Raw genomic sequence first — 25,748 nt, forward strand, 5'->3', positions numbered from 1 at the left:
TATGAAATTTAACCTTTCAGAATGGGCGCTCAGGAATAAGGGCATCATTCTCTACTTTATGCTGTTGCTGGGCATTGTTGGGGTGATGTCCTATTCCAAGCTGTCACAGAGCGAAGACCCTCCATTTACCTTTAAGGTGATGGTGGTGCAGACCTATTGGCCAGGAGCAACGGCTCAGGAGGTTGCAACCCTGGTGACAGACCGTATTGAAAAAGAACTGATGACTACAGGGCAATATGAAAATATTCGGGCATATTCACGGCCTGGCGAGTCGATGGTCACCTTTATTGCCAAGGATTCTTATCGTTCCAGTGAAATTCCTGACGTTTGGTATAACGTGCGTAAAAAGGTCAATGACATTCGCTCGCAACTGCCAAGCGGTGTGCAGGGGCCGTTCTTTAATGATGAGTTCGGCGACACGTTCGGCAATATCTATGTGCTGACGGGCAAGGACTTTGACTATGCTGTACTGAAGGAATATGCCGACCGTTTGCAGTTGCAACTGCAACGGGTCAAGGATGTCAGCAAGGTCAATCTGGTGGGTCTACAAGACCAGAAAATCTGGATTGAGCTGTCCAATACCAAGGCGGTGCAGCTTGGTGTCCCTGTCACAGCCATTCAGGAAGCGATTCAAAAGCAAAATGACATGGCAGGTGCGGGCTTCTTTGAAACAGGTACAGACCGTATTCAAATCCGTGTCAGTGGACATTTGCATAGTGTCGATGACCTGAAAAAAATGCCATTGCTGGTCGGTGATAAAACCATTCAATTGGGTGATGTTGCTGATGTCTATCGTGGCTTTAGTGAGCCTGCGCAGCCACGGATGCGCTTTATGGGCGAAAATGGGATTGGCATTGCCGTTTCCATGCGTAAAGGTGGTGACATCATTGCGCTGGGTAAAAACCTTGAAACTGAATTTAACCACCTGCAAAAAACCTTACCCTTGGGCATGAAACTGCAAAAAGTGTCTGACCAACCTGTCGCGGTGCAACGTAGTATTCACGAGTTCTTAAAGGTCCTGGCGGAAGCGGTCATCATCGTATTATTGGTCAGCTTCTTCTCGCTCGGTTTCCGTACGGGTCTGGTGGTGGCGTTGTCGATTCCACTGGTATTGGCGATGACCTTTGCAGGCATGAACCTGTTTGATGTTGGACTACACAAGATTTCATTGGGCGCACTCATTCTGGCCCTAGGTTTGTTGGTTGATGATGCCATTATCGCCGTGGAAATGATGGCGATTAAAATGGAGCAAGGCTATAGCCGACTCAAGGCCGCAGGCTTTGCTTGGCAAACCACCGCCTTTCCAATGCTGACAGGAACCTTGATCACCGCCGCAGGCTTCCTGCCGATTGCCACGGCCCAATCAGGTACAGGTGAATATACCCGTTCGATTTTCCAGGTGGTCACCATTGCCCTGATTGTGTCATGGATTGCCGCGGTTTTGTTTGTACCTTATCTGGGTGAGAAGCTACTGCCTGACTTCACCAAACAACAGCAGAAAGCGGCATGGTATCTGCGCCTATGGGCGCGACTGCGTAAGCAACCTGCGCCTGTGGTTGAGGCACATGGTCAGCATCATGATCCGTATCAATCCAGGTTTTACCAGTCTTTCCGTAATGTGGTGGAAATCTGTATTACCTATCGTAAAACCGTGATTGCCGTGACGGTGGGTATTTTTGTACTGTCAGTCGCCATGTTTAAACTGGTGCCACAGCAATTCTTCCCCCCATCCAACCGTGCAGAAATTCTGGTGGACTTAAAACTGGAGGAGGGTGCATCGCTCACGGCCACTGAGCAGGCGGTACATAAGGTGGAGCAGTTCCTGTCGAAACAAAAGGGGATTGATAACTATGTGGCTTATGTCGGCACAGGTTCACCACGTTTCTATCTGCCTTTAGATCAACAACTGCCACAAGCCAGTTTTGCCCAGTTTGTGGTGCTGGCATCGTCTTTAGATGACCGTGATGAAATCCGCCGTTCTTTAGAGACGCAAATTAAGCAGTTGTTGCCTCAGGTACGTACCCGTGTGTCCTTGCTGGAAAATGGCCCTCCTGTGGGTTATCCATTGCAGTATCGGGTCTCAGGCGAAGATTTGGCAACGGTTCGGGTAGAGGCACAGAAAGTGGCTAAAGTGCTGAGCGAAGACCCAAACACAACCAATGTACATCTGGACTGGGGTGAACCAAGCAAGATCATTGCCATTGAGATTGATCAGGACCGTGCGCGTCAAATGGGTGTTTCCAGCGTTGATCTGGCCAATTTCCTCAATGCCTCAGTGACAGGTGCGGTGATGAATCAGTACCGTGAAAAGCGTGAGTTGATTGAAATCCGTTTGCGTGGTGATAAAACCGAGCGGGCCGAAGTGGCTTCCTTGGCCAGCTTGGCTGTGCCAACCAGCAAGGGAACAACCGTGCCATTGGCACAGATTGCCAAGATCGAGTCACGTTTTGAAGAGGGCTTGATCTGGCATCGTAACCGCCTGCCAACCATTACGGTTCGAGCGGATATTCGTGGTCATTTACAGCCTGCAACGGTGGTGCAGCAGTTGGCTGATCAAATGCAAACCTTACGTGCAGATTTACCTAATGGTTATCTACTTGAAGTGGGTGGTACGGTTGAGGAATCGGCCAAAGGGCAAAACTCGGTCAATGCGGGCATGCCGTTATTTCTGGCGGTGGTCATGACCCTGTTGATGATCCAGTTGCGTAGTATGTCTCGTGCGACCATCGTCTTGCTGACTGCACCGCTTGGCCTGATTGGGGTGGTTGCATTCCTGTTGCTGTTCAATAAACCCTTTGGTTTCGTGGCCATGCTCGGAACCATTGCCCTGTCTGGCATGATCATGCGTAACTCGCTGATCCTGATTGACCAGATTGAGCAGGACATTCAGGCAGGGCATGAACCGTGGGACGCGGTGATTGGTGCCACCATGCGCCGCTTCCGTCCGATTGTGTTGACGGCCCTGGCTGCGGTGCTGGCCATGATTCCCTTATCACGCAGTATTTTCTTTGGTCCGATGGCGGTTGCGATTATGGGAGGCTTGATTGTGGCCACCCTGTTGACCCTGTTTTTCCTGCCTGCGCTCTATACAGCGTGGTTTAAGGTCAAGAAAGCAACACATCTATCGTAATTATTTTGTGAATAAAGGTGCGAAATATTGAAAATTTCAATATAGTAGCACCTATATTTTAAGACCAAAAAATAATTGAATTTCATTGCATGACTGGTTTGGCAAAATGCGGTGAATGAGGTGATATAGAGCATGGGGCAAGACAATATTGAGCAGCATCGCCGCTATGTGGCGATTTCGTACGTGTTCATGTTTCTTGCATTATTTACAATCGTGTTTGCAGTGTTCGCATACCTGCTGGCACGAAAAGTTGCGATTGTGGATAATGCTGAAGTATGGATACATGCGCATGCACTCTGGATTATGCGTAATGTGCTGCTGTTTATCTTGATGGCTTTCTTTGCTGCCCTATGGTTTATTCCGCTGTTCTTTTTTGCCTGGAACAGTGCACTCTGGGTGACCGCCATGACGGTCGCAGGTGTGGTGTTTAGTTCGATTGCATGGCTGTTTTTATTGAATGCATGGCTGAAAGGTATTGCCAAGTACTTTAGAAATAAAGCGGTTTTTTAAATTTATCGCTTTTTTATCACAGGCACCCTTGTAAACGTATTGTACAGCCCCTATTAAGGCTCTGTTGACTTTAGAAATAAAATGTCAGCAGAGCCTATTTGTTTTTTAAGTTTGAATAAATTCCGTGAGGAGCATCGCCAACCATGGCTAAACGTGATTATTATGAGGTTTTAGGCGTTTCGAAAACCGCAGGTGATGATGAGATCAAGAAAGCCTATCGTAAGTTGGCGATGAAGTATCATCCAGACCGTAACCCAGACAACGCTGAGGCGGAAGAGAAATTCAAGGAAGCTTCGGAAGCCTATGAAGTGCTTTCTGACGGTGAAAAGCGCAGCATGTATGACCGTGCTGGACACAGTGCCTTTGAGGGTGGTTTCGGTGGGGCTGGGGGTGGTTTCGGCGGTTTTAGCGCAGAAGACATCTTTAGCCAGTTTGGTGATATCTTCGGTGGTGCATTTGGTGGCGGTGGTCGCCAGCAACAACGTCAGCGCCGTGGTTCAGACCTCCGTTATGTGATGGAGCTGACCCTTGAGGAAGCGGTCAAGGGCGTAAAGAAAACCATCACCTTTACTGCGCCAGCGCCGTGTGAAAGCTGTGATGGCAAGGGTTCCAAAAATCCAAATGATGTGGAAACCTGCCGTACCTGTCATGGTGCGGGTCAGGTGCGTATGCAGCAGGGTTTCTTCTCGGTTCAGCAGACCTGTAGCACCTGTCGTGGTCAGGGCAAAATCATCAAGAATCCATGTAACACCTGTCATGGTTCAGGCGTTGCAGACCGCCAGCAAACCCTTGAAGTCACCATTCCAGCGGGTGTGGACAATGGCGACCGCGTACGCCTAACAGGTAAGGGCGAGGCGATTCGTGATGGTCAGGCAGGCGATCTGTACGTTGAGGTTGTGGTGCGTGAACACGAAGTCTTCCAGCGCGACGGTGCAGACCTGTATATGGATGTGCCTGTCAGTATTGCTGATGCGGCTTTAGGTAAGGAAATTGAAATTCCGACACTGGAAGGTCGTGTTAGTCTGAAAATTCCAGAAGGTACACAGACAGGTAAACTGTTCCGCCTACGTGGCAAGGGCGTTCGCCCTGTACGTAGCAGCATGGTGGGTGATCTACTTTGCCGTATCGTGGTGGAAACCCCTGTCAATTTAAACAGTCGTCAGCGTGAATTGTTGAAAGAGCTGCAAGCGTCTTTTGATGGTGATGGTCATGCTTCATCGCCAAAGAAAAAATCATTCTTTGATCGTTTATTTGATTAATAGATGGCAATAGAAAAACCTGCTTTGGCAGGTTTTTTTATGGGAAATTTTTAGCGTAGGCACAGAGTTTTGCTATAGTAGCGGAATTGTTTAAATAAAAGACTGGGAAAAAATTATGTCAACTTCTCCACGCATTGGAATCTTGGGTGCAGGCGGACGCATGGGGCGAATCCTGATTCAAGCGGTACAACAGGCAGGCTATCAACTTGCGGCGGCCGTTGAGCGTCCTGAAAGCAGCCTGATCGGTGCGGATGCAGGTGAGCTTGCGGGTGTGGGAAGTTTGGGCATCAAGGTGGTGGGAAGCTTGAGTGAAGTGCTCAAGGATTGTGATGTGGTGATTGACTTTACTGCACCAGCCGCCACCGAACAGCACTTGAAGCTGTGCCGCGAAGCGGGTGTGGCCATGGTGATTGGCACCACAGGCATGAATGATGAACAGAAAGCATTTCTGGATGAAACGGCAACACAAACACCAGTCGTGTATGCCGCGAACTATTCTGTGGGTGTAAACGTTTCCATTAAATTACTGGAACTTGCGGCAAAAGTGTTTGGTGACACCGTTGACATTGAAATCATTGAGGCACATCACCGTCATAAGGTGGACGCGCCATCAGGCACTGCGTTTATGATGGGTGAGGCGATTGCGGATACGCTGGGACGCAACCTCAAGGAAGTGGCGGTGTATGGCCGTGAAGGCTACACAGGTCCTCGTGACCGTCAGACCATTGGTTTTGAAACCATTCGTGGGGGTGATATCGTGGGTGAGCATACGGTGATGTTCATTGGTGAGGGGGAGCGTGTGGAAGTCACCCATAAAGCCACCAACCGTATGAACTTTGCTTCAGGTGCAGTACGTGCAGCCGCCTGGGTGGTGGGTCGTGAAGCCCGTAAATATGACATGAAAGATGTTTTGGGCTTTAACGACATTCAGGTATAACACATCAATTTTTGCACTATCCAGCGCCTGATTAGCCCCCATTTGTAGGGGTGAAACAGGCGCTCACGACCATTAAAATAAATTGAGCATGACATGAAAAAAAAACATATTGTTGCCGCACTTCTCAGCATCACCAGCCTGACAGCCACGGCTGCAACAGACACAGCCAAACTCAGCCTAAACCGCAATAACATTAAAGTCTGGACCTATCAGACAGAGAACAACCCAATTATCCAATATCGGGCTGAAACCACTTTTGATGTGCCATTGGAGCGTGCCGTTGCGGTGGTGCTGGATGTTGAGCGCACACCGCAATGGGTGCCTTATGTCGGTAAGGCGCAGGTGTTGTCGCGTGATGAGAAGAAAGGCGAGTTTATCCTGTACATGGTGCTGGATTTTCCATTCCCTTTAAAAGATCGTGACTTGGTCATTAAAGGCAAGATGAGCAAGAATGCGGATGGCAGCATCAGTATTAAGAATAACGTTATTCAGAATAACTACCCTGAGCAGCCTGATGTGGTTCGCCTCACCAAATATACAGGCGACTGGACCTTTCAACGAGTGGGCAACAACAAGGTCAAGGTCACCACCACGGGCTATGCCGATCCAGCAGGTTCGATTCCATTGAGCTTCGTGAATATGTTTGTGCAGCAGCAGCCTTATCAAATGTTGATGAAAATGAAAAAGGAAGTGAATAATCCATTGTATGCACAACCGCATCTGCCTGACTTACTGAAATAAATAAAAAAGCCTGATTCAATCAGGCTTTTTTATTGGCATTTAACTCTGAGGACATTGCTGTAATGCTGAATTTGCCTTGGCAGATAATTTGATCTGGATAAATACCAAGATTAAACCAAGCGCTGCCAACACCGCCCCAATCATGGAAACCGCAGCGTAGTTGAGGCCAAGGCTAAGTACGGCACCGCCTGCCGCTGCGCCAATGGCATTGCCCAGATTAAACGCCCCGATATTGACGGAAGAGGCCAGACCCGAAGCCTCATGGGCAACCGACATCACCCGCATTTGTAAAGGTGGAACGATGGCGAAAGCTGCTGCGCCCCAGATCACCAAACCGATTGCCGCACCGAGTTGTGTTTGTGCAAGCATCGGGAAAATCAGCATTAATCCAATCAATAATCCCAAAAAGCCAATCAGGGTTTTATTCACTGATATATCAGCAAACTTGCCGCCAAAGTGGTTACCAATCGAAAAACCAATCCCGATCAACACCAGCATCAGGGTGATAAAGGTCGGTGAGGCATGGCTAAACTCAACTAGACTTGGCGCAATGTAAGTGTATAAGGTAAACATCGCTGATGCGCCAAATACTGTTGTAAGCAGTGCCAATACCACAGGCAGGCGAGTCAGGACTTTAAGCTCCATTTTTACATTGGGTTTTTGACCCACAGCACCTACAGGCAGTGCTTTCCACAGCGCCAGCATGGTGATGACTCCGAGTGCGGAAATGGCAAGGAACGACATGCGCCAGCCGATGTTCTGTCCCACCCATGTGGCGAGTGGCACACCTCCAATATTGGCAATGGTGAGGCCCATAAACATGGTTGCCACTGCACTGGCCTGTTTATTGACAGGCACCACACTGGCGGCTACCACAGAACCAATCCCAAAGAACGCACCATGATTGAGACTGGTTATCAGGCGGGCACCCATCAGGCTCATATAGTTCGGTGCAAAGGCTGCGATCAGGTTACCAATGGTAAAAATTGCCATCAGTACAATCAGTGCATTACGATGGGCAAAACCACCAAACCATAAGGTCATAATCGGTGCACCGAGCATCACGCCCAGCGCATAACCCGTGATCAGCATGCCCGCACTTGGAATGGAGACCCCAAGATCATGGGCAATATTGGGCAACAGGCCCATGGGCGAGAACTCAGTGGTGCCAATGGCAAAGGCGCCAATCGCCAAAGCCAGCAATGGAAGATTGATGCGACTGCTCATGTTATTGATCCCATTCAGGCGCATAGGGTTCAGGACTCACTTCACGGCCATTGCGTTCAAGTTGAGCGATTATCTGTATTTGTTCTGCACTGAGTTTTAAGTCCTGGGCTTTTAAGTTGCTGATCAGGTTCTCACGTTTAGTGGAAGATGGAATCACGGCATAGCCATTTTGTAGTGCCCAGGCCAGTGCCACTTGTGCGCTGGTGGCCTGATGTTGTGCTGCAATTTCAATCAGGATCGGGTCATTCAGCACCTTGCCGTAGGCCAGCGTCATGTATGAAGTCACATCAATATTTTGTTCACGTAGAAAGTTGACCAAAGTGCGGTTCTGTAAATACGGACTCAACTCGATCTGATTGGTGGTGATGTGCTCCACGCCAATGCTGTCAATCGCTTGCTGCGTCAAGGCAATATTAAAATTTGAAATGCCGATGTGCTGGGTTAAGCCCTGTTGTTTTGCTTCCAGCAGCAGCTGCATCACCTCTGGAATTGACACACCGAGTTGTGGAGCAGGCCAGTGAATTAATGTCAGGTCAACTGCATCGGTATGTAGGTTTTGCAGGCTGTTTTTTAAACTTGGGATAAATTTATCTGGGGCAAAATTGTCAACCCAGATTTTAGTGGTGAGGAAGATGTCCTGACGTGGCACACCACTTTCCGCAATTGCCTGTCCAATCGCCGCTTCATTGCCATAAATCTGGGCGGTATCGATGGCCCGATAACCCACGTCCAGCGCAGTTTTAACCGAATCAATCACGGCCTGATCTTTAAGACGGAAAGTCCCTAAACCAAATTGAGGAATACGCATACTGTTCACCTAATCTTTTTCATGCTCCGAGGAGCTATTCTGTTGATGGGTGCAATTTTGCGATGATTATTGTTGCTAAAAAATAGATGAATTTGCAAAATACAGTTGACTAAATATCAACAATTGAGGTGTGGCAATGAAATCAACTGTGGAGGAACTTATTGCCTTTATGACGATTGTCGATACAGGTTCCTTTATTGCCGCCGCGGAACGGATAGGGCAGACCGCATCAGGCATGAGCCGTTCACTCAGCCGTCTGGAATCAAAACTTGAAGTCACCTTGCTGGAACGCACCACCCGAAAATTAAAATTGACACAGGAGGGACAGCAGTTTCTACAGCAGGCCCGTAAAATTCTAAGTGACCTGAGTGCGGCTGAGGAGGCGCTGCAAAAATCCGATCAGGACACCTCGGGCATTATTCGGATTGACTCAGCCACGCCTTTTATATTGCATGTGATCACACCACTGGTACAGAAGTTTCAACGCTGTTACCCGAATATTGAAATCCAGCTAAATAGCAATGATCTGGTGATTGACCTACTGGAACATAAGACCGATGTGGCGTTTCGTTTTGGGGAGCTGCATGATTCCAGCCTGCATGCCAAGCTGGTATGTAAAAGCCGAATTTATATCGTGGCCAGTCCAGACTATCTCAGGCGTAACGGTACTCCACAGCAGCCATCAGAGCTTCTTGAACATGAGGTGATTGGTTTTACCCGTCCCAGCTATATTAATAAATGGCCGATTAAGGTGAACGGGGAATATTTTCTGGCTCAACCCAAAATTAAGGCATCCAGTGGCGAAACGGTACGGCAACTGTGCTTGCGTGGACAGGGGATTGCACGACTGTCAGAGTTTGAAATCTGGAAAGACCTGAATGAGGGACATTTGCTGGCATTATTTGAAGACCAGATTGAACATTCTTATCAAAGCATCCATGCAGTATATTATCAGCAGGAACACTTGCCGAAACGAGTCCGTTTATTTATTGAGTTCTTGTCTGAGCAATTAAGTCACGGCTTTTCGGTGTGCCAATAGTTTGCTGAGGCAGTTGTAGCTCCAGTACCTGAACATTTGATCCTGTAGGCTGCTTGATTGCCAGCGTGATACGTTGCTGTTGCTGGCGACATACAAACTCTACTGTCGGTAGCAGCAAATTCGACATGATCACGCCATTTTCAGTTGGTTGTTTATAGGTCAGCCTGAGTGTGCTTTGCTGTGCCTGAGTCTGCACCTTTTCCAGCCGCCAAAACTCATAAGTCTGTTGATTCTGGATTTTTAAGTAACCTTGCGCCAAAGTCTTACAGATATTTTGCTGTTGTTCAGCGCCTTGATCTGGCGCATGACAACCCATTAGTAAAACCATACTGAATATAAATAAGCTATTATTTTTCATGATTTTATCCTTTGAATGTTGATTTTTACAGCTTAACCGTGTTGTATAAACCAATACAGATACAGGAATTTATAAAAAAGCAGTACAGAGATGACATTTCAATATCAGCGTCTGGCCGATCAACTGGCACAAAAGATTTATCAGCATGAACTGCAACCCCAGCAAAAGTTAAGTTCGCTGAGGGAGTTTGCCCGTCAGCACAAGGTCAGCCTGAGTACCGCCCAGCAATGTTATGAATTGCTGGAAGCCAAGGGGCTGATCTATGCCAAGGCAAAATCAGGTTATTTTGTCAGTTCACGGCAATATCAAAGTCCAATGCCAGAGAGTCCATCTTTTGAGTCGATGCCTAGACAGGTCTCCAATCTGGACTTGCAGAACCAGATTCAAACTGCCTCCATCCAGAGCCACCTCACACCACTGGGTGCAATTCAGCTTTCTCCACATTTAATCCCCGTGGATGGCTTGCGTCGCTCCTTGCAGCGAGCATTGAAACATTGTCAGCCTGAAGATTTTTTGTATTGCAATAAACAGGGCCATCAGCAGCTTCGACAGGCTTTGTCCGACCATTGGCGGGAAGATGGGATTTATGTGGCAAGTGAGGATATTTTTATTAGCAATGGCTGTATGCCCGCCTTATCGTTGTTGATTCAGCAGCTCAGCAAAGAGGGCGACAGCATCCTGATTCCGACTCCGACCTTTAATGGTCAGTTGCAAATGCTGGCAAGCATGAAACGTAAAATTATCGAGATTCCAGCCGATCATCGTGGCATCGATCTTGAACGTCTGGAATTTTTTATGCAGCAGGGCAGTGCCAAACTGTGTTTATTGACCGCCAACTTTCAAAATCCCTTGGGCTATTGCCTGAGCAATACGCAAAAACAGCAGATCGCCAAACTGGCACAGCAATATCAGTGCTTTATTCTGGAAGATGATATTTATGGTGAATGTAGCTTTCAGAATGAACGGCCTTTGCCGATTCGTTATTGGGATCAGCAGGGCTATGTGATCTGGTGCGGATCGGTATCGAAGTCATTATCCACGGCTTACCGTGTGGGCTGGTTCTGTCTGGGGCCGCAATTAGACGATTTAAGGCCACAATTACTGGCAAATAATGTGGGAGTCAATACACCGCTACAGTTGGGCTTGGCTGATTTTATTTATAGTCGGGGTTATCGGGAACATCTGGATCGTTTAAGACCACAACTGATGCAGCAGGTTGAACAATATCGGGCCTGTATTTTGGAAACCTTTAAAGGAATTCCAATTGCCCTGAGTCAGTCACAGGGCGGTTATGCCTTATGGATACAGCTTCCAGACACGATTACAGGGCTAGAGTTGTATTATCTGGCGCAGGAACAGGGCATTAATATCGTGCCAGGTGAAGTGTTTGGTGAGGATCAGCGTTATCAGCATTTTCTGCGTTTAAATGCAGGACATGCCCTGACCGATGAAATCCGCCAGGCCATTCAGCAATTGGCGGATTGGGTCAGAAACAGTTTGAATTAATCGAAATCGGCCTTGAGCACGATACGATAACGCGCCTGCCCTGAATGAAGTCGTTCAATCGCTTCGTTCAGTTGCGACATCGGATAGAGTTCAATCTGTGGAGCAATGTTTTTACGGGCCGCAAATTTTAACAGTTGGCGCAGGGCCAAAGGTGAGCCTGTCGGTGAACCTGTAATCGATTTTGAACCATCAATCAGTGAACCGACTGCAACAAGTACAGGCTCAAGCGTGAGTCCTAAAAAATGCAGGGTGCCATTCGGAGCAAGGGTGCTTAAGTAGGCCTGCCAATTTAGCGTTACATTGACGGTGCTCAGCAATAAATCAAACTTGCCACGTTGCGCCTTGATTTGCTGTGCATCACGGCTATTCACCACATGATCAGCGCCCATGGCCTTGAGTTCTTCAGTTTTGTCGGGGTTGGAACTGAATGCGGTGATTTCACAGCCCCATCCCTTGAGCAGCTTGATCGCGATATGTCCCAGTCCGCCAATGCCGATTACACCGACATGATGGGTGGCCTGAATGTGATGTTTGAGCAAGGGATCAAATACGGTAATGCCGCCACAGAGTAACGGGCCAGCACTTTCAGGGGCTAAATCCTCTGGTAGGGGAATGACCCATTGCCAGCCTGCTCGGACTTTCTCGGCAAAACCACCTGCATGCCCAATAATGGTGGCAATACTATTCCCTGTACAGAGTACCTGATTGCCTCCCATGCAGGGGTCACAGGTCTGGCAGCTTTCGGCTGTCCAGCCAATCCCAACACGTTGACCAATTTGTAATCCTTTGGCTTCTGATCCCAGGGCAACCACCGTTCCAATAATTTCGTGTCCTGCAACGATAGGATATTGGGTTGAACGCCATTCATTATTAATCACGGAGACATCAGAATGGCATAAGCCACAGTATTCGACCTTGACTTCAACCTGATGCGCCTGTAAGTCGCCTGCATCAAATTGACAAAGTGTGAGTTTGCCGCCTGCCTGCATGGCGGCATAGGCACGAATCTGGTTATTACTCATTATTATTTTCCTTTTATAAAGAATGGATTATTTAAACTGACAGTGATTTTCGTGGTCATTGACCATCCCGATGGCCTGCATAAAGGCATAGCAGGTGGTTGGCCCAACAAACTTAAAACCACGTTTTTTTAAGGTTTTGGACAACTTCTGGCTGATTTCCGTTTGGGCAGGCGCCTCGCGGTAATTCAGTACATCATTATTCGGTGTTTGATGATCCACAAAACTCCAAAGCCAAGTGGAGACATCATCCACCTCATCCTTAAGCTTGAGCCATGCAATCGCATTATCCCGAATGGCTTTTAATTTGCCTAAATGACGGATGAGGCCTGTATCGCTGAGCTTATTTTCCAGTTGCTCATCGGTTAGTGCAGCTACTTCTGTAATGGAATACTGAAAGAAATGTGCGCGGTAGCTTTCACGTTTTTTCAACACGGTAATCCATGACAATCCCGCCTGCTGCCCCTCAAGGCACAGCATCTCAAACAGCCGTGCTTCATCATGCTCGGGCTTGCCCCATTCTTCATCGTGGTAGGCGATATAGAGCGGATCGGAGGAACACCAGCCACAGCGTTGGATTGTCATATTGAATGCTTCCTATTGTTATTATCAGGGAAAAATTTAGAGTTTGAATGTGACCCAGTCATCTTGACGGGTATCCCAATAATACAATTCCGCCGTGTTTAAATCAGTAAATTTCAGCCAAAAGTCCTTGCCTGATTTATCTGCAAAACCTGTGCTGATCAGTAGGGCATCTTCGGTAATTTCCATGATCCAGCCCTGATAGCTGGTGCCATTGATGATGATTTTCTGCTGATTACCCGATTCTGCAAATTCAACCAGACGTTCAATCAATGCTTCTGACATGCTGTGTTCCTAACGTAAATATGGGTATGGATTGACTGCGCCATGCCCTTTGCCATTGAGATAAATGCCATAGTGTAAATGTGGGGCAGTATGGCGGGCGTTGCCTGTATTGCCTACATAGCCAATCAGGTCACCTTTGCGCACATAATCCCCGACACTGAGACCACGTTTGTGACCGTCCAGATGTGCATAATAATGCCATGAACCAGAAGGGCCAAGAATCCAGATCACCTTACCGCCTAAATTATTATTACGTAAATCAGCAACTAAGCCCTCAGTGGCACTATACACTTTGGTGCCACGCTCCGCCATGATGTCAATGCCTTCATGGCTGCGACCCTGACTTCTTGCCGAACCCCAAGTATCACGTAATTCATTGCGACTCACGCCCTTGACAGGAACAGGCAGGCGGCTGTCCAGACGCATCATTTTGAGCTTGTTCACCTGTGCATTTGGCAAGGGTGCTGGTTTTTTCGGCGCAGTGGTACATGCTGAAAGGACCAGCATCAATAGGGCAAGAACCGTATAGGAAATCGGGTAACGCACACAAACTCCTTGCGTTCGAATTTACAGCATGCAGGTTTTAAGCCTTTTGTTTTGCTGTAATCAATTTTTTCATGGCCGTTGGAATGCCTTTGGCAAGCGCGGCTTCTGGACTGAGCCATATTCCATTCAGTTCAATGCTGAGCTGTTCTTTTTGGTCATGTTCCACGTGGAACAGTTTTTCATTGAGCAACCATGTGAAATGAGTGAAACTATGAGTAATCTGCAACGATGATACTTGAGCTTGCAGCTTAAAGTGCTGCTCAATCTGTTGTAATTCGGTTGTCTCTTCAATGATCGGCAGACAATACAACCCGCCCCATAACCCATGCGCCGCACGCTGCTGCCAAAACCATTCATCACCTGACTGGATTACAACCACATCAGCCGTTCTGACAGGAACGGGTTTCTTTGCTTTTTTAAAGGGCAGTTCCTGTTCAAGCCCTTGTTGATAGGCCTGACAATATTGCTGCATCGGGCAGTACAGGCATAAGGGTTTTTTCGGGGTGCAGATGGTTGCACCCAAATCCATGATTGCCTGGGTATAGTCATGGTTGCGCTGTTCAGGACATAGCTGCTCGGCAATTTCCCAGAGCTTGCGTTCATTTTGCGGTTTGGACAGGTCATCTTCGATGGCAAGGAAACGGGCCAATACCCGTTTCACGTTGCCATCCATAATCACGCCATATTGTCTTAAACCCAGCGACATCAGTGCGCCCGCAGTTGAGCGACCAATGCCTGGAAGTTCGATCCATTGTTCCAGCGTTTCTGGAAATTTGCCTTGCTGGCTGACGATGGCTGCGGCTTTATGCAGGTTGCGTGCGCGGGCATAGTAGCCTAGACCTGCCCAATAAGGCGCAACATCCTCCCAACTGGCCTGGCCTAAATCCTGTACTGTTGGAAAGCGTTCAATAAACCTGTCAAAATATTGCAGTACGGTTTTGACCTGTGTCTGTTGCAGCATGATTTCTGAGACCCAGACCTTGTAGGGATCATCGGCAATTTGCCAAGGGAGGTCATGGCGACCATGTTGGTCGAACCATGTCAGTAACGCATCAGAAAATGAAAAATCAGGCATGAATCAGCGTAGGGGTGAATTGCATTCGCCCAATCAATAAATGAGAGCAATGATTATAGCGGAAATAAGGTTAAGGCTCTAACTTAAACTCTCGTAAATATTTGCTGATATGAGTTAAAAACTTAAACTCTCGATAAGAGTCGCTGGTGCAAAGGCGGCATGGATGCCGCCCATTGAGCTGTGGTATCAGGGATGTACCATCAGCTCAATAGAGGAGTTTTGCCTACTTTTCATCCCTGAAAAGTAGGTCGTCGAAGACATACCCTGAAATTCGATGAGAACTCGGCACAACTCTATTATGTTTGCACTGCCTCATTTGTCTTTCAAAGTTTAGATGTTTACGTGTAGGCGATACCTTACTTTTGACGGGTCAAAAGTAACAAAAACCCTTTGTTGGACTGACATTACATCCATGTAATGCAGTCCAACAGGCGACATCCATGTCGCCTTTGCACGAGCAATGTTTTCGAGAGTTTAGATTTCGTATTTGCACGAGCAAATGTTTTCAAGAGTTTAGATTTCGGATTTGCACAAGCAAATGTTTTCGAAATTTTAAATATCAAGATGATGTTGATGATAATTTAAGTTTAAAAAAACAATCTGAGATAAATCATCTAATCCATGAATTACCGATTATTTTAAATGCTTATCTAACAACTCATACATGGCTTCAAGACCTTGATGTTCAGCCTCAGCATTATAGCCTAAGTCAACATTATTGGCTTTGGCACGTTCATCCGCCAATGGGTTACTAAAACCGTGTTTGGCATCCTCAAAAATAATCACTTCATGATCCACATCGGCATCATGCATTTCCTGACGGAAACTTGCCACGTCATCCAGTGTTACCATGCTGTCCAGTTCACCATGCAGTACCAGAATCTCAGCTTTCACTTTACCTTTCTCTGCTGGTGCTTTAGGCGTCAGGGTCGCATGAAAGGTGGTTACCGCCTTTAGATCTGCGCCAGAGCGTGCCAGATCAAGCACCACCTTGCCCCCATAACAGAAACCGATTGCAGCCAGCTTTTCAGTATTGACTTCTGGTTGAGCTGCTAAAATATCCAAGCCTGCTTGTGCACGGTTGACAATGGTGTCTGGCTGCTCAAAGGTCTGATTCATCCATTCTGAGGCCTGGGGTACAGCCGTGGTGACTTTTTTGTCACCATACATATCAATTGCCAGCGCAGCAAAGCCATGCTCCGCCAACTCACGGGCGCGCTGTTCCGTATAGGCATTACGGCCCCACCATTCAGGTGCGACAATTACACCCGCAACAGGTTGATCTGTAACAGGTGCAGCAAAATATCCAATAAGGCGTTGGCCATCTGGAGCGGTATATTCAATTTCACGGGTATTGACTGCAAAGCTCATTCTGTAATCCTGATCTATATTTTTAGAATGCATTGATTAAAACATAAAAATAGCAGTTTGCTTGGAGGGAAATAAATAGAAACATGATTTTTATCAATAAAAAAAGAAGAATACGGGGATTCTTCTTTTTTTATTATTTGATTATGTATTTGCTAGACTTTGCCTCTGGACAAGAAACCAACGATTGCCAAAATAACGGCAACCACCAATAAAATTACAGCAAAATCTTTGGATAAGCCTGCAACGCCACCGAAACCTAACAGACTGGCGATCAATGCAATCACAGCAAAAATAATGGCCCAACGGAACATATTGTGTCCTCCTAATTTTTCATTATTTTTCCACTATAGCGTGTGTTTTTTGCTGGAAATGTGGTGTTTCTGTGGTCTGAATGTTTAATAGATAAAGAATTGTTAATGAATAGATCACTGCGCTAGCTTATCAAGGCCTTGGGCAATGTTATAATCAGGCCAAAATGCAACTGAAAAATTGCCTATGTCGTCTGAGCTCCGTCCAAACTTCTGGAAACACTATCCGCTTGACCAGCTTAACCTGTCTGAATGGGAAGCCCTGTGTGATGGTTGTGGTTTGTGCTGTCTGGTCAAGCTTGAGGATGAGGACACAGCCGAGGTGGCCTATACCAAGGTGGCATGTAAATTACTGGACTGTAAAACGGCACGCTGTTCAGATTATCCAAACCGCCAGCAACAGGTGCCTGACTGTATCCAGCTCACACCAGAACGCTTGCAGACCATTTCATGGCTGCCCCCAAGCTGTGCTTACCGTCGCTTAAAGGATGGAAAAAACCTGCCCTCTTGGCATTACCTGAACACAGGCTCACGCCAGAGTGTGATCAAGGCGAAGAAATCGGCTGCTGGACGTTGTATTTCAGAAGATGAAGTCGATCAGGAACAGATTGAGGACTATATTGTACGCTGGGTGCGTTAAGCACAAATTTAACGGTTGGTATTTGATAAAGCAACATTTCTACAGCATTGTTATTGGCTGATCTCCGTAAAATAAATCGTATAAACAGGGAGATAGAAAATGAATAAATTGATCATGACGCCTTTGCTGTGTAGCAGTTTTTTATTTTTGCTGGCCTGTGGTTCCAATGAAACCAATTCCAAAACCCCTGAACAGGGGGTGGCGCAAACAAGTGCCCAAAATAGTATTGCACAAAGCTATCGTGTTGAAACGGTTGCCCAGTTCAATGAACCGTGGGCCATCACCAGCTTGCCTGACCAGCGTTTACTGATTACAGAATGCAAGGGACAATTAAAATTATTTAATCCAAAAACCAAAAGTAGTGTCAATGTCAGTGGTGTTCCTGCGGTGAGTTATGGCGGACAGGGCGGCCTGGGTGATGTCATTTTACATCCCGATTTTCAAAATAATCACTGGATTTATCTCAGTTATGCCACGAAAGGACAGGGTGGTTACGGAGCTGAAATTTCAGAGGCAAAGCTGGATTTATCCAATCCTGCACAGCCAAAACTGACGGACTTGAAAACCATCTGGCAACAGGTGCCGAAAGTCTCAGGACAAGGGCATTATGGACATCGGATGCTGTTTGGGCCTGATGGAAAATTGTGGGTCAGTTCAGGCGAGCGGCAAAAGTTTGATCCTGCACAGGATATGAGTAGTAATTTAGGCAAGATTCTGCGTCTGAATGAGGATGGTACACCAGCACAGGATAATCCATTTATCCAGCAAGGTGGCGTCATTGCCGAGATCTGGTCACTGGGTCATCGTAATCCACTGGGCATGGCCTTTGATGCGCAGGGGCAGTTTTGGGTGGTGGAGATGGGGCCAAAAGGTGGCGATGAGCTAAACCGTATTGTCAAAGGGGAAAACTATGGCTATCCGATTGTCTCCAATGGCGATCATTATTCAGGCTTGCCGATTCCTGACCATCATACCCGACCAGAGTTCAAGGCGCCTGAGATTGACTGGACACCCGTCATCTCACCATCCAGTCTGATGATTTATACAGGCAATCAATTTCCCTTGTGGCAACAGAAAGCCCTGATTAGTGGCTTGTCATCCGAGGCGATTATTGTGGTTGACCTAAACGCTAAGCCTGTCAGGGAAATACAGCGACTGGACATGAAACAGCGTATTCGTGGCCTGCATCAGGCACAGGATGGTTCAATCTGGGTGATTGAAGATGGACCGAAAGCGAAACTACTGAAACTGAGTGCCAAATAAACCTGAACTTAAAGTGAAATGATGAATGAATAAATTAAACAATCACCTGATCAATCAAAAAAAACTGTTCCTATGTATCGCCATGCTGTGTTGCAGTACCTCTATCTGGGCGCAGCCGTTAAATGAGCAGCAGGTTCAGGACATTGTGGATCAGCAATTTAAACCTTTGTTGGCACAATACAAGATTCCAGGTTTGGCTGTTGGCGTGACCCTGAATGGGCAACATTATTTTGTCAATTACGGTGTGGCATCTAAAAAAAACCAGCAGCCTGTCAGTAACAGTACCCTGTTTGAACTGGGTTCGGTCAGTAAGTTATTTAATGCTACCTTGGCAAGCTATGCACAGGCCACAGCAAAGTTTTCCCTTTCAGATCATCCTGCCACATACTTTCCTGAACTGAAAAATACGGCTGTCAATCGGGCGACTTTAGTCAATCTTGGGACGTATACGGCAGGTGGATTTCCCCTGCAATTTCCTGATGAGGTTGTGCAACAGCAGGATATGCTCAAGTATTTCCAGACTTGGCAAGCCAAAACTAAAATTGGTGCAGCACGGCAATATTCCAATCCAAGTATTGGCTTAATGGGCTATGTCACGGCTTTGGCAATGAAAAAGCCCTATACCGAGCTGATTGAGAAAACACTTTTGCCGCAATTGGGCATGAACCAAAGCTTTATTGATGTACCTGAACAGCAAATGTCACACTATGCATGGGGCTATAAAAATGACCAGCCGATCCGTGTATCAGCAGGCATGTTTGATGCCGAAGCCTATGGCATAAAAAGCAACACTGCCGATATGCTGAAATTTCTGGATGCCCAGATCAATGTTCAGCAGTTAAAACCGCCGATACGCAAAGCCATTGAAAATACCCATGTTGGTTATTTTAAGGTTGGGGCCATGACCCAAGGGTTGGGTTGGGAGCAATATCATTATCCTGTAAAACTTGAAACGCTATTACAGGGTAATTCCAGCAAAATGGCGCTGCAAAGTCATGCAGTTACACCTATCAAACAGCCAAAGATTGCCCCAACTGCAACTTGGTTCAATAAAACAGGTGCCACCAATGGTTTTGCTGCCTATGCGGCCTTTATTCCCCAGCAAAAAATTGGCATTGTGATGCTCGCCAATACCAATTTCCCCAATGAAGCTCGGATCAAAGCCAGCTATGAAGTGGTACAGCAGCTCATTGAAGCAAGCAGTGCGCAATAGAATGACGCAGTGCATGCAGATTCAAATTGTAGATTTGTGCCAGACACAATAGACTAGGATAAAACAGCAGAAAGCCCTTGATAATGTCAGATACGCATATTCCACTCCCTGAACGCTTACGTCCCCGTGATTTATCCGAAATCATCGGGCAGGATCATTTGCTGGGTGAACATGCACCCTTGCGTCAGATGATTGATCAGGGACATTTGCCATCGATTATTTTCTGGGGGCCGCCAGGGGTAGGTAAAACCACCATTGCGCTGTTGTTGGCGCAGGCAGTGGACCGTCCTTTTATTAGCCTGTCTGCATTGAATACAGGCGTGAAAGAACTGCGTGAAGTGATTGCTGAAAGTGGTGATCTGCTCACGCCTGTGGTGTTTATTGATGAGATTCACCGTTTTAATAAATCGCAGCAGGACGCCTTACTGGGTGCGGTGGAGAAAGGTAAAATTACTCTGATTGGGGCCACCACTGAAAATCCATCCTTTGAGGTCAATAGCGCACTGTTGTCCCGTTGTCAGGTCTATACCCTGAACAGTCTGGATGCAGAGGCGATTCAAAGCCTGATCAATAGGGCGATTCAGGCAGATTCATTTTTAAGACAACGGCATATCCAGATTGAGGAATATGATGCCTTGGTTCAGTTTGCCGCAGGAGATGCCCGTAAGGCACTGAACCTGATTGACCTGATTGCCAGCACCTTTGAGCCTGACGTTGAAAATATCGTGACCAATGCCATTGTGGTTAAAGTGGCGCAGCAGAATATTGCCCGTTATGACAAATCAGGCGAGCAGCACTACGACATTATCTCAGCATTTATCAAGTCGATTCGGGGCAGTGATCCAGATGCAACGCTGTACTGGATGGCACGTATGCTCAAGGGCGGTGAAGACCCTGTGTTTATCGCCCGTCGCATGCTGATTGCGGCTTCAGAAGACATCGGTAATTCCAATCCCAATGCCTTGTTGCTGGCAGGTGAATGTTTCCGTTCAGTACAGGCGGTGGGCATGCCAGAAGCACGGATTATTTTGGGACAATGTGCGGTGTATCTGGCGACCAGCCCGAAAAGTAACAGTACCTATTTAGCCATCAATCGCGCGTTGGAACTCGCAGAAAAAACAGCAAACTTGCCTGTGCCTTTGCATTTACGCAATGCACCGACCAAGTTAATGAAACAGCAGGGCTATGGCGTGGATTATCTTTATCCACACAATTTCCCAGAGCATTTTGTGATGCAGGAATATCTGCCGCCTGAACTGAAAGGCACCAAGCTGTATGAGTCTGCCCGAAACAAGCGTGAAGTTGAGGGCGAACGTTTGCAGCAACGTCGTTGGCAGCAGGAACAGCAGCAACAATGATATGACCACCTTGTTCCAACCTCTGATTTGAAAGGGTAGCTTGGGCATTCTTTTTTTTGTGAGCGCCCCCTAGACAGGTCAGTGAAAAGGTCGCATCATCGCCGTTTATCACGGATGATAAAGTTCCATCAATGTCCACCCAAAAAATTAATGCTGCGGAAAGTATTCGGGGCCTTGCCTGCCTTGCGGTGGTGCTGTCACACCTGTCGCTGACATTCTTTCCGCAACTGCATAATTTTGGTGAAAGTGCGGTTCCGCAATATGCTTTTTTCGCCCAGTTGCACAACTCACCGCTGGCATTTTTCTATTCAGGGACAGGCGCGGTTTTTGTGTTCTTTGTCCTGAGTGGCTATGTGCTGAGCCTGTCCAGTTTAAACAAGCCAAATGCAACTGAGCGATTAAAAAAGTCATTGCTCAAGCGTTATCCCCGTTTGGCGATTCCCGCCTTTGTTTCCTGTGTGATTGCCTATCTGGTCTGTTATGTGCCTGTCGATGTTTCCCACGTCTCGGAATGGGGCGCTGCCTTGGCTAATCCAGATCCCAAACTTTCCACTGCCCTGTATGAGGGAAGCATTGGCGCATTTCTATTTGGGGATTCCAGCTATAACTGGGTACTATGGACCATGCAGATTGAATTGCTGGGTTCACTGGTGATTTATCTGGGCAGTTATTTTTATAGCAAAATGCCCATTCTATGCGGCCTGTTCCTGATCATCAGTGTGGGTGTAGCCTATATGATCTCGCAAACGGTATTGCTTGGCATCATCAGTTTTATTCTGGGGATGGGGCTATTTTTATATGCGGTTGAGCTAAGTACCGTTGTTTCAGTGCTGCTGTTTATTCTTGGACTGTATTTTTGTGGTGTCCATGATAATAGCTTAAGTTACCAGTTGTTTACCCAGTTTCTGGGTGAGCAGACCTATGACTATTTAAATTTTCTCGGGGGCTTCTTCATTGTTTACGCGGTTCTGAAAGGTAAATGGTTGGCGCATTTTTTTGATCATGGTTTCCTTGTTCTCTTAGGCAAGCTGTCATTTTCAATTTACCTGATTCATCTGGCGATCCTATATGCTCTGGGGATTCCGTTCTTTAACCTACTGTATGGGCAATTGGGTTGGTCCTATTTAAATGCGGGACTATGGGCAAGTCTTTTTACCGTGATCATGAGTATTGTTTTGGCATATCCGTATAGCCGTTATGTGGATGATGCGGCAATCAAGGTGTCAAATAAACTGGCAAAAATATTTTAATTTCTGGGTACGATATAAAAGTTTTAAGGTTCGAAAGTTTAACAAACAATACAAAAATAATGGATTAAGCCTTTTTATTGGCACAAGAATACGTTTAAATCATAAAGGCATAATAAAAATATGGTTTTATATATGAATTCTAATCATTTCAGTAAATTGCTTTATGTAACAGTCTGGTCACTGGCTTTTTCTGGCTGTACAACAATAAAAACACCGACAATCGCAACAGAGCAATTATTTTATGGTGGCTCGATTTTAACGATGGAGGGAATGCAGCCTCAATATGCTGAAGCGCTGCTGATTAAAGATGGAAAAATCCGTTTTGTCGGTTCAAGGCAACTGGCTGAAAACCAGGCAGACTCAAAAGTCCAATACATTGATTTAAAGAATAAAACGCTCCTCCCTAGCTTCATTGATGCCCATAGCCATGTGAATATGGTGGGCTTTCATCAAATGGTCGCCAATCTTTATCCATTGCCTGATGGCAAGATTGCAGATATTGATTCGCTGGTTAAGGTTTTGACTCAGTGGAAAGCGGAGAATCCAGCCGTGATTAAAACAATGGGTGGCTGGATTTTAGGCAATGGCTATGATGATGCACAATTGTCTGAACAGCGTCATCCCACTGCCAATGATCTGGACCGCGTGTCAAAAGACCAGCCCGTGATGATTCTGCATCAATCAGGCCATTTGGCTTCTGTAAACCATAAGGCCTTGGAACTATTAAAGATCAATGCAAATACACCTAATCCAGCAGGCGGGGTGATTCGCCGTGAAGCCAACTCTAATGCTCCAAATGGGGTTTTGGAAGAGTCCGCTTTATTTACTGCAATTGGCTCAATCTTTAAAGATGTACCACCAGCCGTGATGTTCCAGATTGCACAAAAAGGCATTGATGCCTATGTGAGGAACGGCTTTACCACCGTGCAGGAGGGACGTGCAGATCAGGGCACCACGGAAATGTGGCATGCCTTGGCCAAACAAAACCAGTTGCCGATTGATGTGGTGTCCTATCCAGACATCACCACCAGCCAGGACTATATGCTGAAGCAGGGCAGTTCCCTGCATTATGACCATCATTTCCGTATTGGTGGGGTTAAAATCAGTCTGGATGGCTCACCTCAGGGTAAAACCGCATGGCTGACACAGCCGTATCTGATTCCGCCTGAGGGCAAAGATAAAAGCTATGCAGGTTATCCAGCCATAAAGGATGATCACCAGGTCAATCAATACATCAATTTAGCCTTTAAGCAGGGTTGGCAGGTACTCGCCCATGCCAATGGTGATGCTGCGATTGACCAGTTTATCGGTGCGGTAAAGGATGCCACGGCGAAACAGGGGCAGGCGGATCGTAGAAGTGTATTGATCCATTCCCAAACCATTCGTGATGATCAGCTAGACCAGTTAAAGGCACTGGATATTATTCCCTCATTCTTTTCTCTACATACCTTTTATTGGGGAGACTGGCACCGTCAGCAAACGCTGGGCGAGACAAGGGCAGCGCATATTTCCCCAACAGCAACCGCCTTGCACAAGAAGCTTATTTTTACTGAGCACCATGATGCACCTGTTGTTCCACCGAACAGCATGATGATGCTGGATGCCACGGTGAATCGTGTGACTCGTAGTGATTATGTTTTAGGTGCTGATGAGCGAATTAGCCCTTACCTTGCACTCAAGTCCATGACCGACTGGGCCGCCTATCAGTATTTTGAGGACAAAACAAAGGGAACACTGAGCTCTGGGAAATTAGCCGATCTTGTGATTCTGGATCGTGACCCACTCAAGGTCCCGACGAGGGAAATCAAGAATATCAGGATTCTGGCAACCTATAAGGAAGGAAAACTGATCTATCAGAATGAGTAAACCCATTTAGTTGATACACGATTCATGCGCATAAAAACTAAAAAACCAGCCTAAATGGCTGGTTCTTTATATGAAAACTTAAGCTTTATAGGAGCTTAGATATCATCTAGGTTGATGCCCAAACGTGCAGCAACTTCTTCATAGGCTTCAACCACACCGCCTAAACCCTGACGGAAACGGTCTTTATCCAGTTTTTTCTTGGTGTCTTTATCCCATAAACGGCAACCGTCTGGAGAGAACTCATCACCCAGTACAATGCGGTCATGGAACACACCAAACTCAAGCTTGAAGTCAACCAGAATCATGTTGCCCGCGTCGAACAATGCCTTAAGCACATCATTCACCTGATAAGTCAGCTCTTTCATTTTTTCAAGCTGTTCAGCATTCGCCCAACCCAAGGCAATCGCCTGAGACTCGTTCACCATTGGATCGCCAAGCGCGTCATCCTTAAAGAATAATTCGAAAGTTGGCGGAGTCAGTTCCTTGCCTTCCTCAACACCCAAGCGACGGCACAGTGAACCCGCCGCGTAGTTACGAATCACACATTCAACTGGGATCATCTGGAGTTTCTTAACCAGCACTTCAGTTGGAGAAAGCAGTTTTTCAAAATGCGTCTCAATGCCAGCTTCAGCCAGTTTTTCCATGATAAAGGCGTTAAAACGGTTGTTGACCTTGCCTTTACGATCTAGTTGTTCGATTTTTTCGCCATTGAACGCAGAGGCATCATCACGAAAGACTAAAATCAGGTGGTCAGCATGATCTGTTTCATAGACAGATTTTGCTTTACCAGTATAGAGCAAGGTTTGTTTTAACATGGGGGAACCTTTATTTAGAAAATGCCTAGTCAACCACTAGGCTGGCCAATTTTGGTAAATCTGGGTTAACACTTCCGTTGCAGTGGCTTGGTCCGCAAAGGTGGTGTCAAGTTTGAACAGGGCAACAGTGTTGCTTGTGCCTACGGCAGAGAGCTTGAGCAGGTAGTTCTGGTCGCCTACCTTGATGGTTGCTTCATAGCCATTGTCCGCCTGTGAAACCACCTTGTAGTTGAGGCTGCTCAAGGTTGCAAAGGTATACTGCCAGGCGGCTGCGGTTGGACCATCTACCTTAAGCAGTGGATTCTTGTTGCCATCCATCACCAGTTGTGGACGACCTAAAGTCGCAGTTGTGTTTGCAGCAGGATTGCCTGAACTCTGCATTGCCTCTGGACGGGGAAGCGCATAACGGTTGCCCGTCTTGTTTACAAAGTTTGGCGCATGCTCGATGGCAAGTGCGTCAACCGTAGGAGCTGGATACAATGGTGTGAATGGTCTGACCGTTGCATTCTCAGGGAATTTGAGGGGTTCAAGTGCCTGCGCCTTTTTATAATCCAGAGAATGGTTATTCAGGGCAAAACGACCACAACCAGCCAAACTTAAAGCTGAAATGACCAGGACAACACCAAGACGTAATTGCATCAT

General features: G+C 46.8%; 25 protein-coding genes. 13 read left to right on the top strand and 12 right to left on the bottom strand.

Annotated elements, in window-relative coordinates; genetic code table 11:
* The first annotated feature begins 1 nt into the window (after nucleotide 1).
* The 5 genes from QLH32_RS11145 to QLH32_RS11165 all read left to right on the top strand — a co-directional run bounded on the left by QLH32_RS11145 (nucleotide 2) and on the right by QLH32_RS11165 (nucleotide 6,577).
* Entirely contained in the window at nucleotides 2-3,130 is a 3,129-nt protein-coding gene (locus QLH32_RS11145; RefSeq protein ID WP_283266277.1) for an efflux RND transporter permease subunit, read from the top strand.
* A 132-nt stretch (nucleotides 3,131-3,262) separates the two neighbouring features.
* On the top strand, nucleotides 3,263-3,640 hold the full coding sequence (locus QLH32_RS11150; protein ID WP_279961077.1) for a hypothetical protein: 378 nt from the start codon (nucleotides 3,263-3,265) through the stop codon (nucleotides 3,638-3,640).
* A 143-nt stretch (nucleotides 3,641-3,783) separates the two neighbouring features.
* Nucleotides 3,784-4,899 carry a molecular chaperone DnaJ gene (gene dnaJ, locus QLH32_RS11155; RefSeq protein WP_267981406.1) on the top strand — a complete coding sequence of 372 codons (1,116 nt, stop codon included), beginning with the start codon at nucleotides 3,784-3,786 and terminating at the stop codon, nucleotides 4,897-4,899.
* A 115-nt stretch (nucleotides 4,900-5,014) separates the two neighbouring features.
* The gene (gene dapB / locus QLH32_RS11160) at nucleotides 5,015-5,836 is read left to right on the top strand and encodes a 4-hydroxy-tetrahydrodipicolinate reductase (RefSeq protein ID WP_267981404.1); all 822 of its coding nucleotides are present in this window, start codon (nucleotides 5,015-5,017) and stop codon (nucleotides 5,834-5,836) included.
* A gap of 93 nt (nucleotides 5,837-5,929) precedes the next feature.
* Nucleotides 5,930-6,577 (top strand): START domain-containing protein, encoded by a 648-nt coding sequence (locus QLH32_RS11165; RefSeq protein ID WP_279961076.1) that lies wholly within the window; start codon nucleotides 5,930-5,932, stop codon nucleotides 6,575-6,577.
* A 39-nt stretch (nucleotides 6,578-6,616) separates the two neighbouring features.
* Here QLH32_RS11165 and QLH32_RS11170 read toward each other — a convergent pair whose 3' ends face one another.
* A complete protein-coding gene (locus QLH32_RS11170) occupies nucleotides 6,617-7,804 on the bottom strand; it encodes an MFS transporter (RefSeq protein ID WP_283266278.1) in 1,188 nt (395 codons plus the stop codon).
* A 1-nt stretch (nucleotide 7,805) separates the two neighbouring features.
* Nucleotides 7,806-8,612 (bottom strand): 2,5-didehydrogluconate reductase DkgB, encoded by an 807-nt coding sequence (dkgB, locus tag QLH32_RS11175; protein WP_283266279.1) that lies wholly within the window; start codon nucleotides 8,610-8,612, stop codon nucleotides 7,806-7,808.
* A 136-nt stretch (nucleotides 8,613-8,748) separates the two neighbouring features.
* Here dkgB and QLH32_RS11180 point away from each other — a divergent pair, with 136 nt between their 5' ends.
* On the top strand, nucleotides 8,749-9,651 hold the full coding sequence (locus tag QLH32_RS11180) for a LysR family transcriptional regulator (protein ID WP_283266280.1): 903 nt from the start codon (nucleotides 8,749-8,751) through the stop codon (nucleotides 9,649-9,651).
* Here the strand turns inward: QLH32_RS11180 and QLH32_RS11185 are convergent.
* On the bottom strand, nucleotides 9,599-10,009 hold the full coding sequence (locus tag QLH32_RS11185) for a hypothetical protein (protein WP_279961071.1): 411 nt from the start codon (nucleotides 10,007-10,009) through the stop codon (nucleotides 9,599-9,601). The genes QLH32_RS11180 and QLH32_RS11185 overlap by 53 nt on opposite strands.
* Before the next feature lie 90 nt (nucleotides 10,010-10,099).
* Between QLH32_RS11185 and QLH32_RS11190 the strand changes: the two genes are divergently transcribed.
* Nucleotides 10,100-11,515 (top strand): aminotransferase-like domain-containing protein, encoded by a 1,416-nt coding sequence (locus QLH32_RS11190; protein ID WP_279961070.1) that lies wholly within the window; start codon nucleotides 10,100-10,102, stop codon nucleotides 11,513-11,515.
* On the opposite strand, the gene ahr is transcribed toward QLH32_RS11190, so the two are convergent.
* The 7 genes from ahr to QLH32_RS11225 form a co-directional block, all read right to left on the bottom strand.
* Nucleotides 11,512-12,537: an NADPH-dependent aldehyde reductase Ahr gene (ahr, locus tag QLH32_RS11195; protein ID WP_283266281.1), complete on the bottom strand. Its 1,026-nt coding sequence runs from the start codon at nucleotides 12,535-12,537 to the stop codon at nucleotides 11,512-11,514. The two genes, QLH32_RS11190 and ahr, sit on opposite strands and share 4 nt — an antisense overlap.
* A 27-nt stretch (nucleotides 12,538-12,564) precedes the next feature.
* Nucleotides 12,565-13,119: a DNA-3-methyladenine glycosylase I gene (locus tag QLH32_RS11200; protein WP_283266282.1), complete on the bottom strand. Its 555-nt coding sequence runs from the start codon at nucleotides 13,117-13,119 to the stop codon at nucleotides 12,565-12,567.
* Nucleotides 13,120-13,155: 36 nt separating this feature from the next.
* Nucleotides 13,156-13,401 (bottom strand): hypothetical protein, encoded by a 246-nt coding sequence (locus tag QLH32_RS11205; RefSeq protein WP_283266283.1) that lies wholly within the window; start codon nucleotides 13,399-13,401, stop codon nucleotides 13,156-13,158.
* 9 nt (nucleotides 13,402-13,410) lie between these two features.
* Entirely contained in the window at nucleotides 13,411-13,908 is a 498-nt protein-coding gene (locus tag QLH32_RS11210; RefSeq protein ID WP_432442315.1) for a M23 family metallopeptidase, read from the bottom strand.
* 76 nt (nucleotides 13,909-13,984) lie between these two features.
* On the bottom strand, nucleotides 13,985-15,022 hold the full coding sequence (mutY, locus tag QLH32_RS11215) for an A/G-specific adenine glycosylase (RefSeq protein WP_283266285.1): 1,038 nt from the start codon (nucleotides 15,020-15,022) through the stop codon (nucleotides 13,985-13,987).
* 633 nt (nucleotides 15,023-15,655) lie between these two features.
* A complete protein-coding gene (locus QLH32_RS11220) occupies nucleotides 15,656-16,393 on the bottom strand; it encodes a dienelactone hydrolase family protein (RefSeq protein WP_283266286.1) in 738 nt (245 codons plus the stop codon).
* A 152-nt stretch (nucleotides 16,394-16,545) separates the two neighbouring features.
* The gene (locus QLH32_RS11225) at nucleotides 16,546-16,704 is read right to left on the bottom strand and encodes a DUF1328 domain-containing protein (protein ID WP_004656956.1); all 159 of its coding nucleotides are present in this window, start codon (nucleotides 16,702-16,704) and stop codon (nucleotides 16,546-16,548) included.
* 184 nt (nucleotides 16,705-16,888) lie between these two features.
* On the opposite strand from QLH32_RS11225, the gene QLH32_RS11230 reads away from it, so the two are divergent.
* From QLH32_RS11230 to QLH32_RS11255, 6 genes are all read left to right on the top strand, one after another.
* The gene (locus QLH32_RS11230) at nucleotides 16,889-17,341 is read left to right on the top strand and encodes a YcgN family cysteine cluster protein (protein WP_283266287.1); all 453 of its coding nucleotides are present in this window, start codon (nucleotides 16,889-16,891) and stop codon (nucleotides 17,339-17,341) included.
* 99 nt (nucleotides 17,342-17,440) lie between these two features.
* The gene (locus tag QLH32_RS11235) at nucleotides 17,441-18,604 is read left to right on the top strand and encodes a PQQ-dependent sugar dehydrogenase (protein ID WP_283266288.1); all 1,164 of its coding nucleotides are present in this window, start codon (nucleotides 17,441-17,443) and stop codon (nucleotides 18,602-18,604) included.
* Between the two features lie 25 nt (nucleotides 18,605-18,629).
* The gene (ampC, locus tag QLH32_RS11240) at nucleotides 18,630-19,817 is read left to right on the top strand and encodes a class C beta-lactamase (protein WP_283266289.1); all 1,188 of its coding nucleotides are present in this window, start codon (nucleotides 18,630-18,632) and stop codon (nucleotides 19,815-19,817) included.
* 83 nt (nucleotides 19,818-19,900) lie between these two features.
* Nucleotides 19,901-21,175: a replication-associated recombination protein A gene (locus QLH32_RS11245; protein ID WP_283266290.1), complete on the top strand. Its 1,275-nt coding sequence runs from the start codon at nucleotides 19,901-19,903 to the stop codon at nucleotides 21,173-21,175.
* Between the two features lie 131 nt (nucleotides 21,176-21,306).
* Complete coding sequence (locus QLH32_RS11250) at nucleotides 21,307-22,425, top strand: acyltransferase family protein (RefSeq protein WP_283266291.1); 1,119 nt, start codon at nucleotides 21,307-21,309, stop codon at nucleotides 22,423-22,425.
* 132 nt (nucleotides 22,426-22,557) lie between these two features.
* Nucleotides 22,558-24,291 (top strand): amidohydrolase, encoded by a 1,734-nt coding sequence (locus QLH32_RS11255; protein ID WP_283266292.1) that lies wholly within the window; start codon nucleotides 22,558-22,560, stop codon nucleotides 24,289-24,291.
* A gap of 95 nt (nucleotides 24,292-24,386) precedes the next feature.
* Here the strand turns inward: QLH32_RS11255 and purC are convergent, their stop codons facing one another.
* Together purC and QLH32_RS11265 are read right to left on the bottom strand one after the other, a co-directional pair.
* Nucleotides 24,387-25,106, bottom strand: coding sequence for a phosphoribosylaminoimidazolesuccinocarboxamide synthase (gene purC, locus QLH32_RS11260; protein ID WP_004679174.1), 720 nt, complete (start codon nucleotides 25,104-25,106; stop codon nucleotides 24,387-24,389).
* A gap of 36 nt (nucleotides 25,107-25,142) precedes the next feature.
* Nucleotides 25,143-25,745, bottom strand: coding sequence for a lipoprotein-34 precursor (NlpB) (locus tag QLH32_RS11265; protein WP_283269328.1), 603 nt, complete (start codon nucleotides 25,743-25,745; stop codon nucleotides 25,143-25,145).
* Between the last annotated feature and the right edge of the window lie 3 nt (nucleotides 25,746-25,748).

It is taken from the genome of Acinetobacter corruptisaponis (genome assembly GCF_030053775.1).
In the GTDB taxonomy this organism is placed as follows: domain Bacteria; phylum Pseudomonadota; class Gammaproteobacteria; order Pseudomonadales; family Moraxellaceae; genus Acinetobacter; species Acinetobacter corruptisaponis.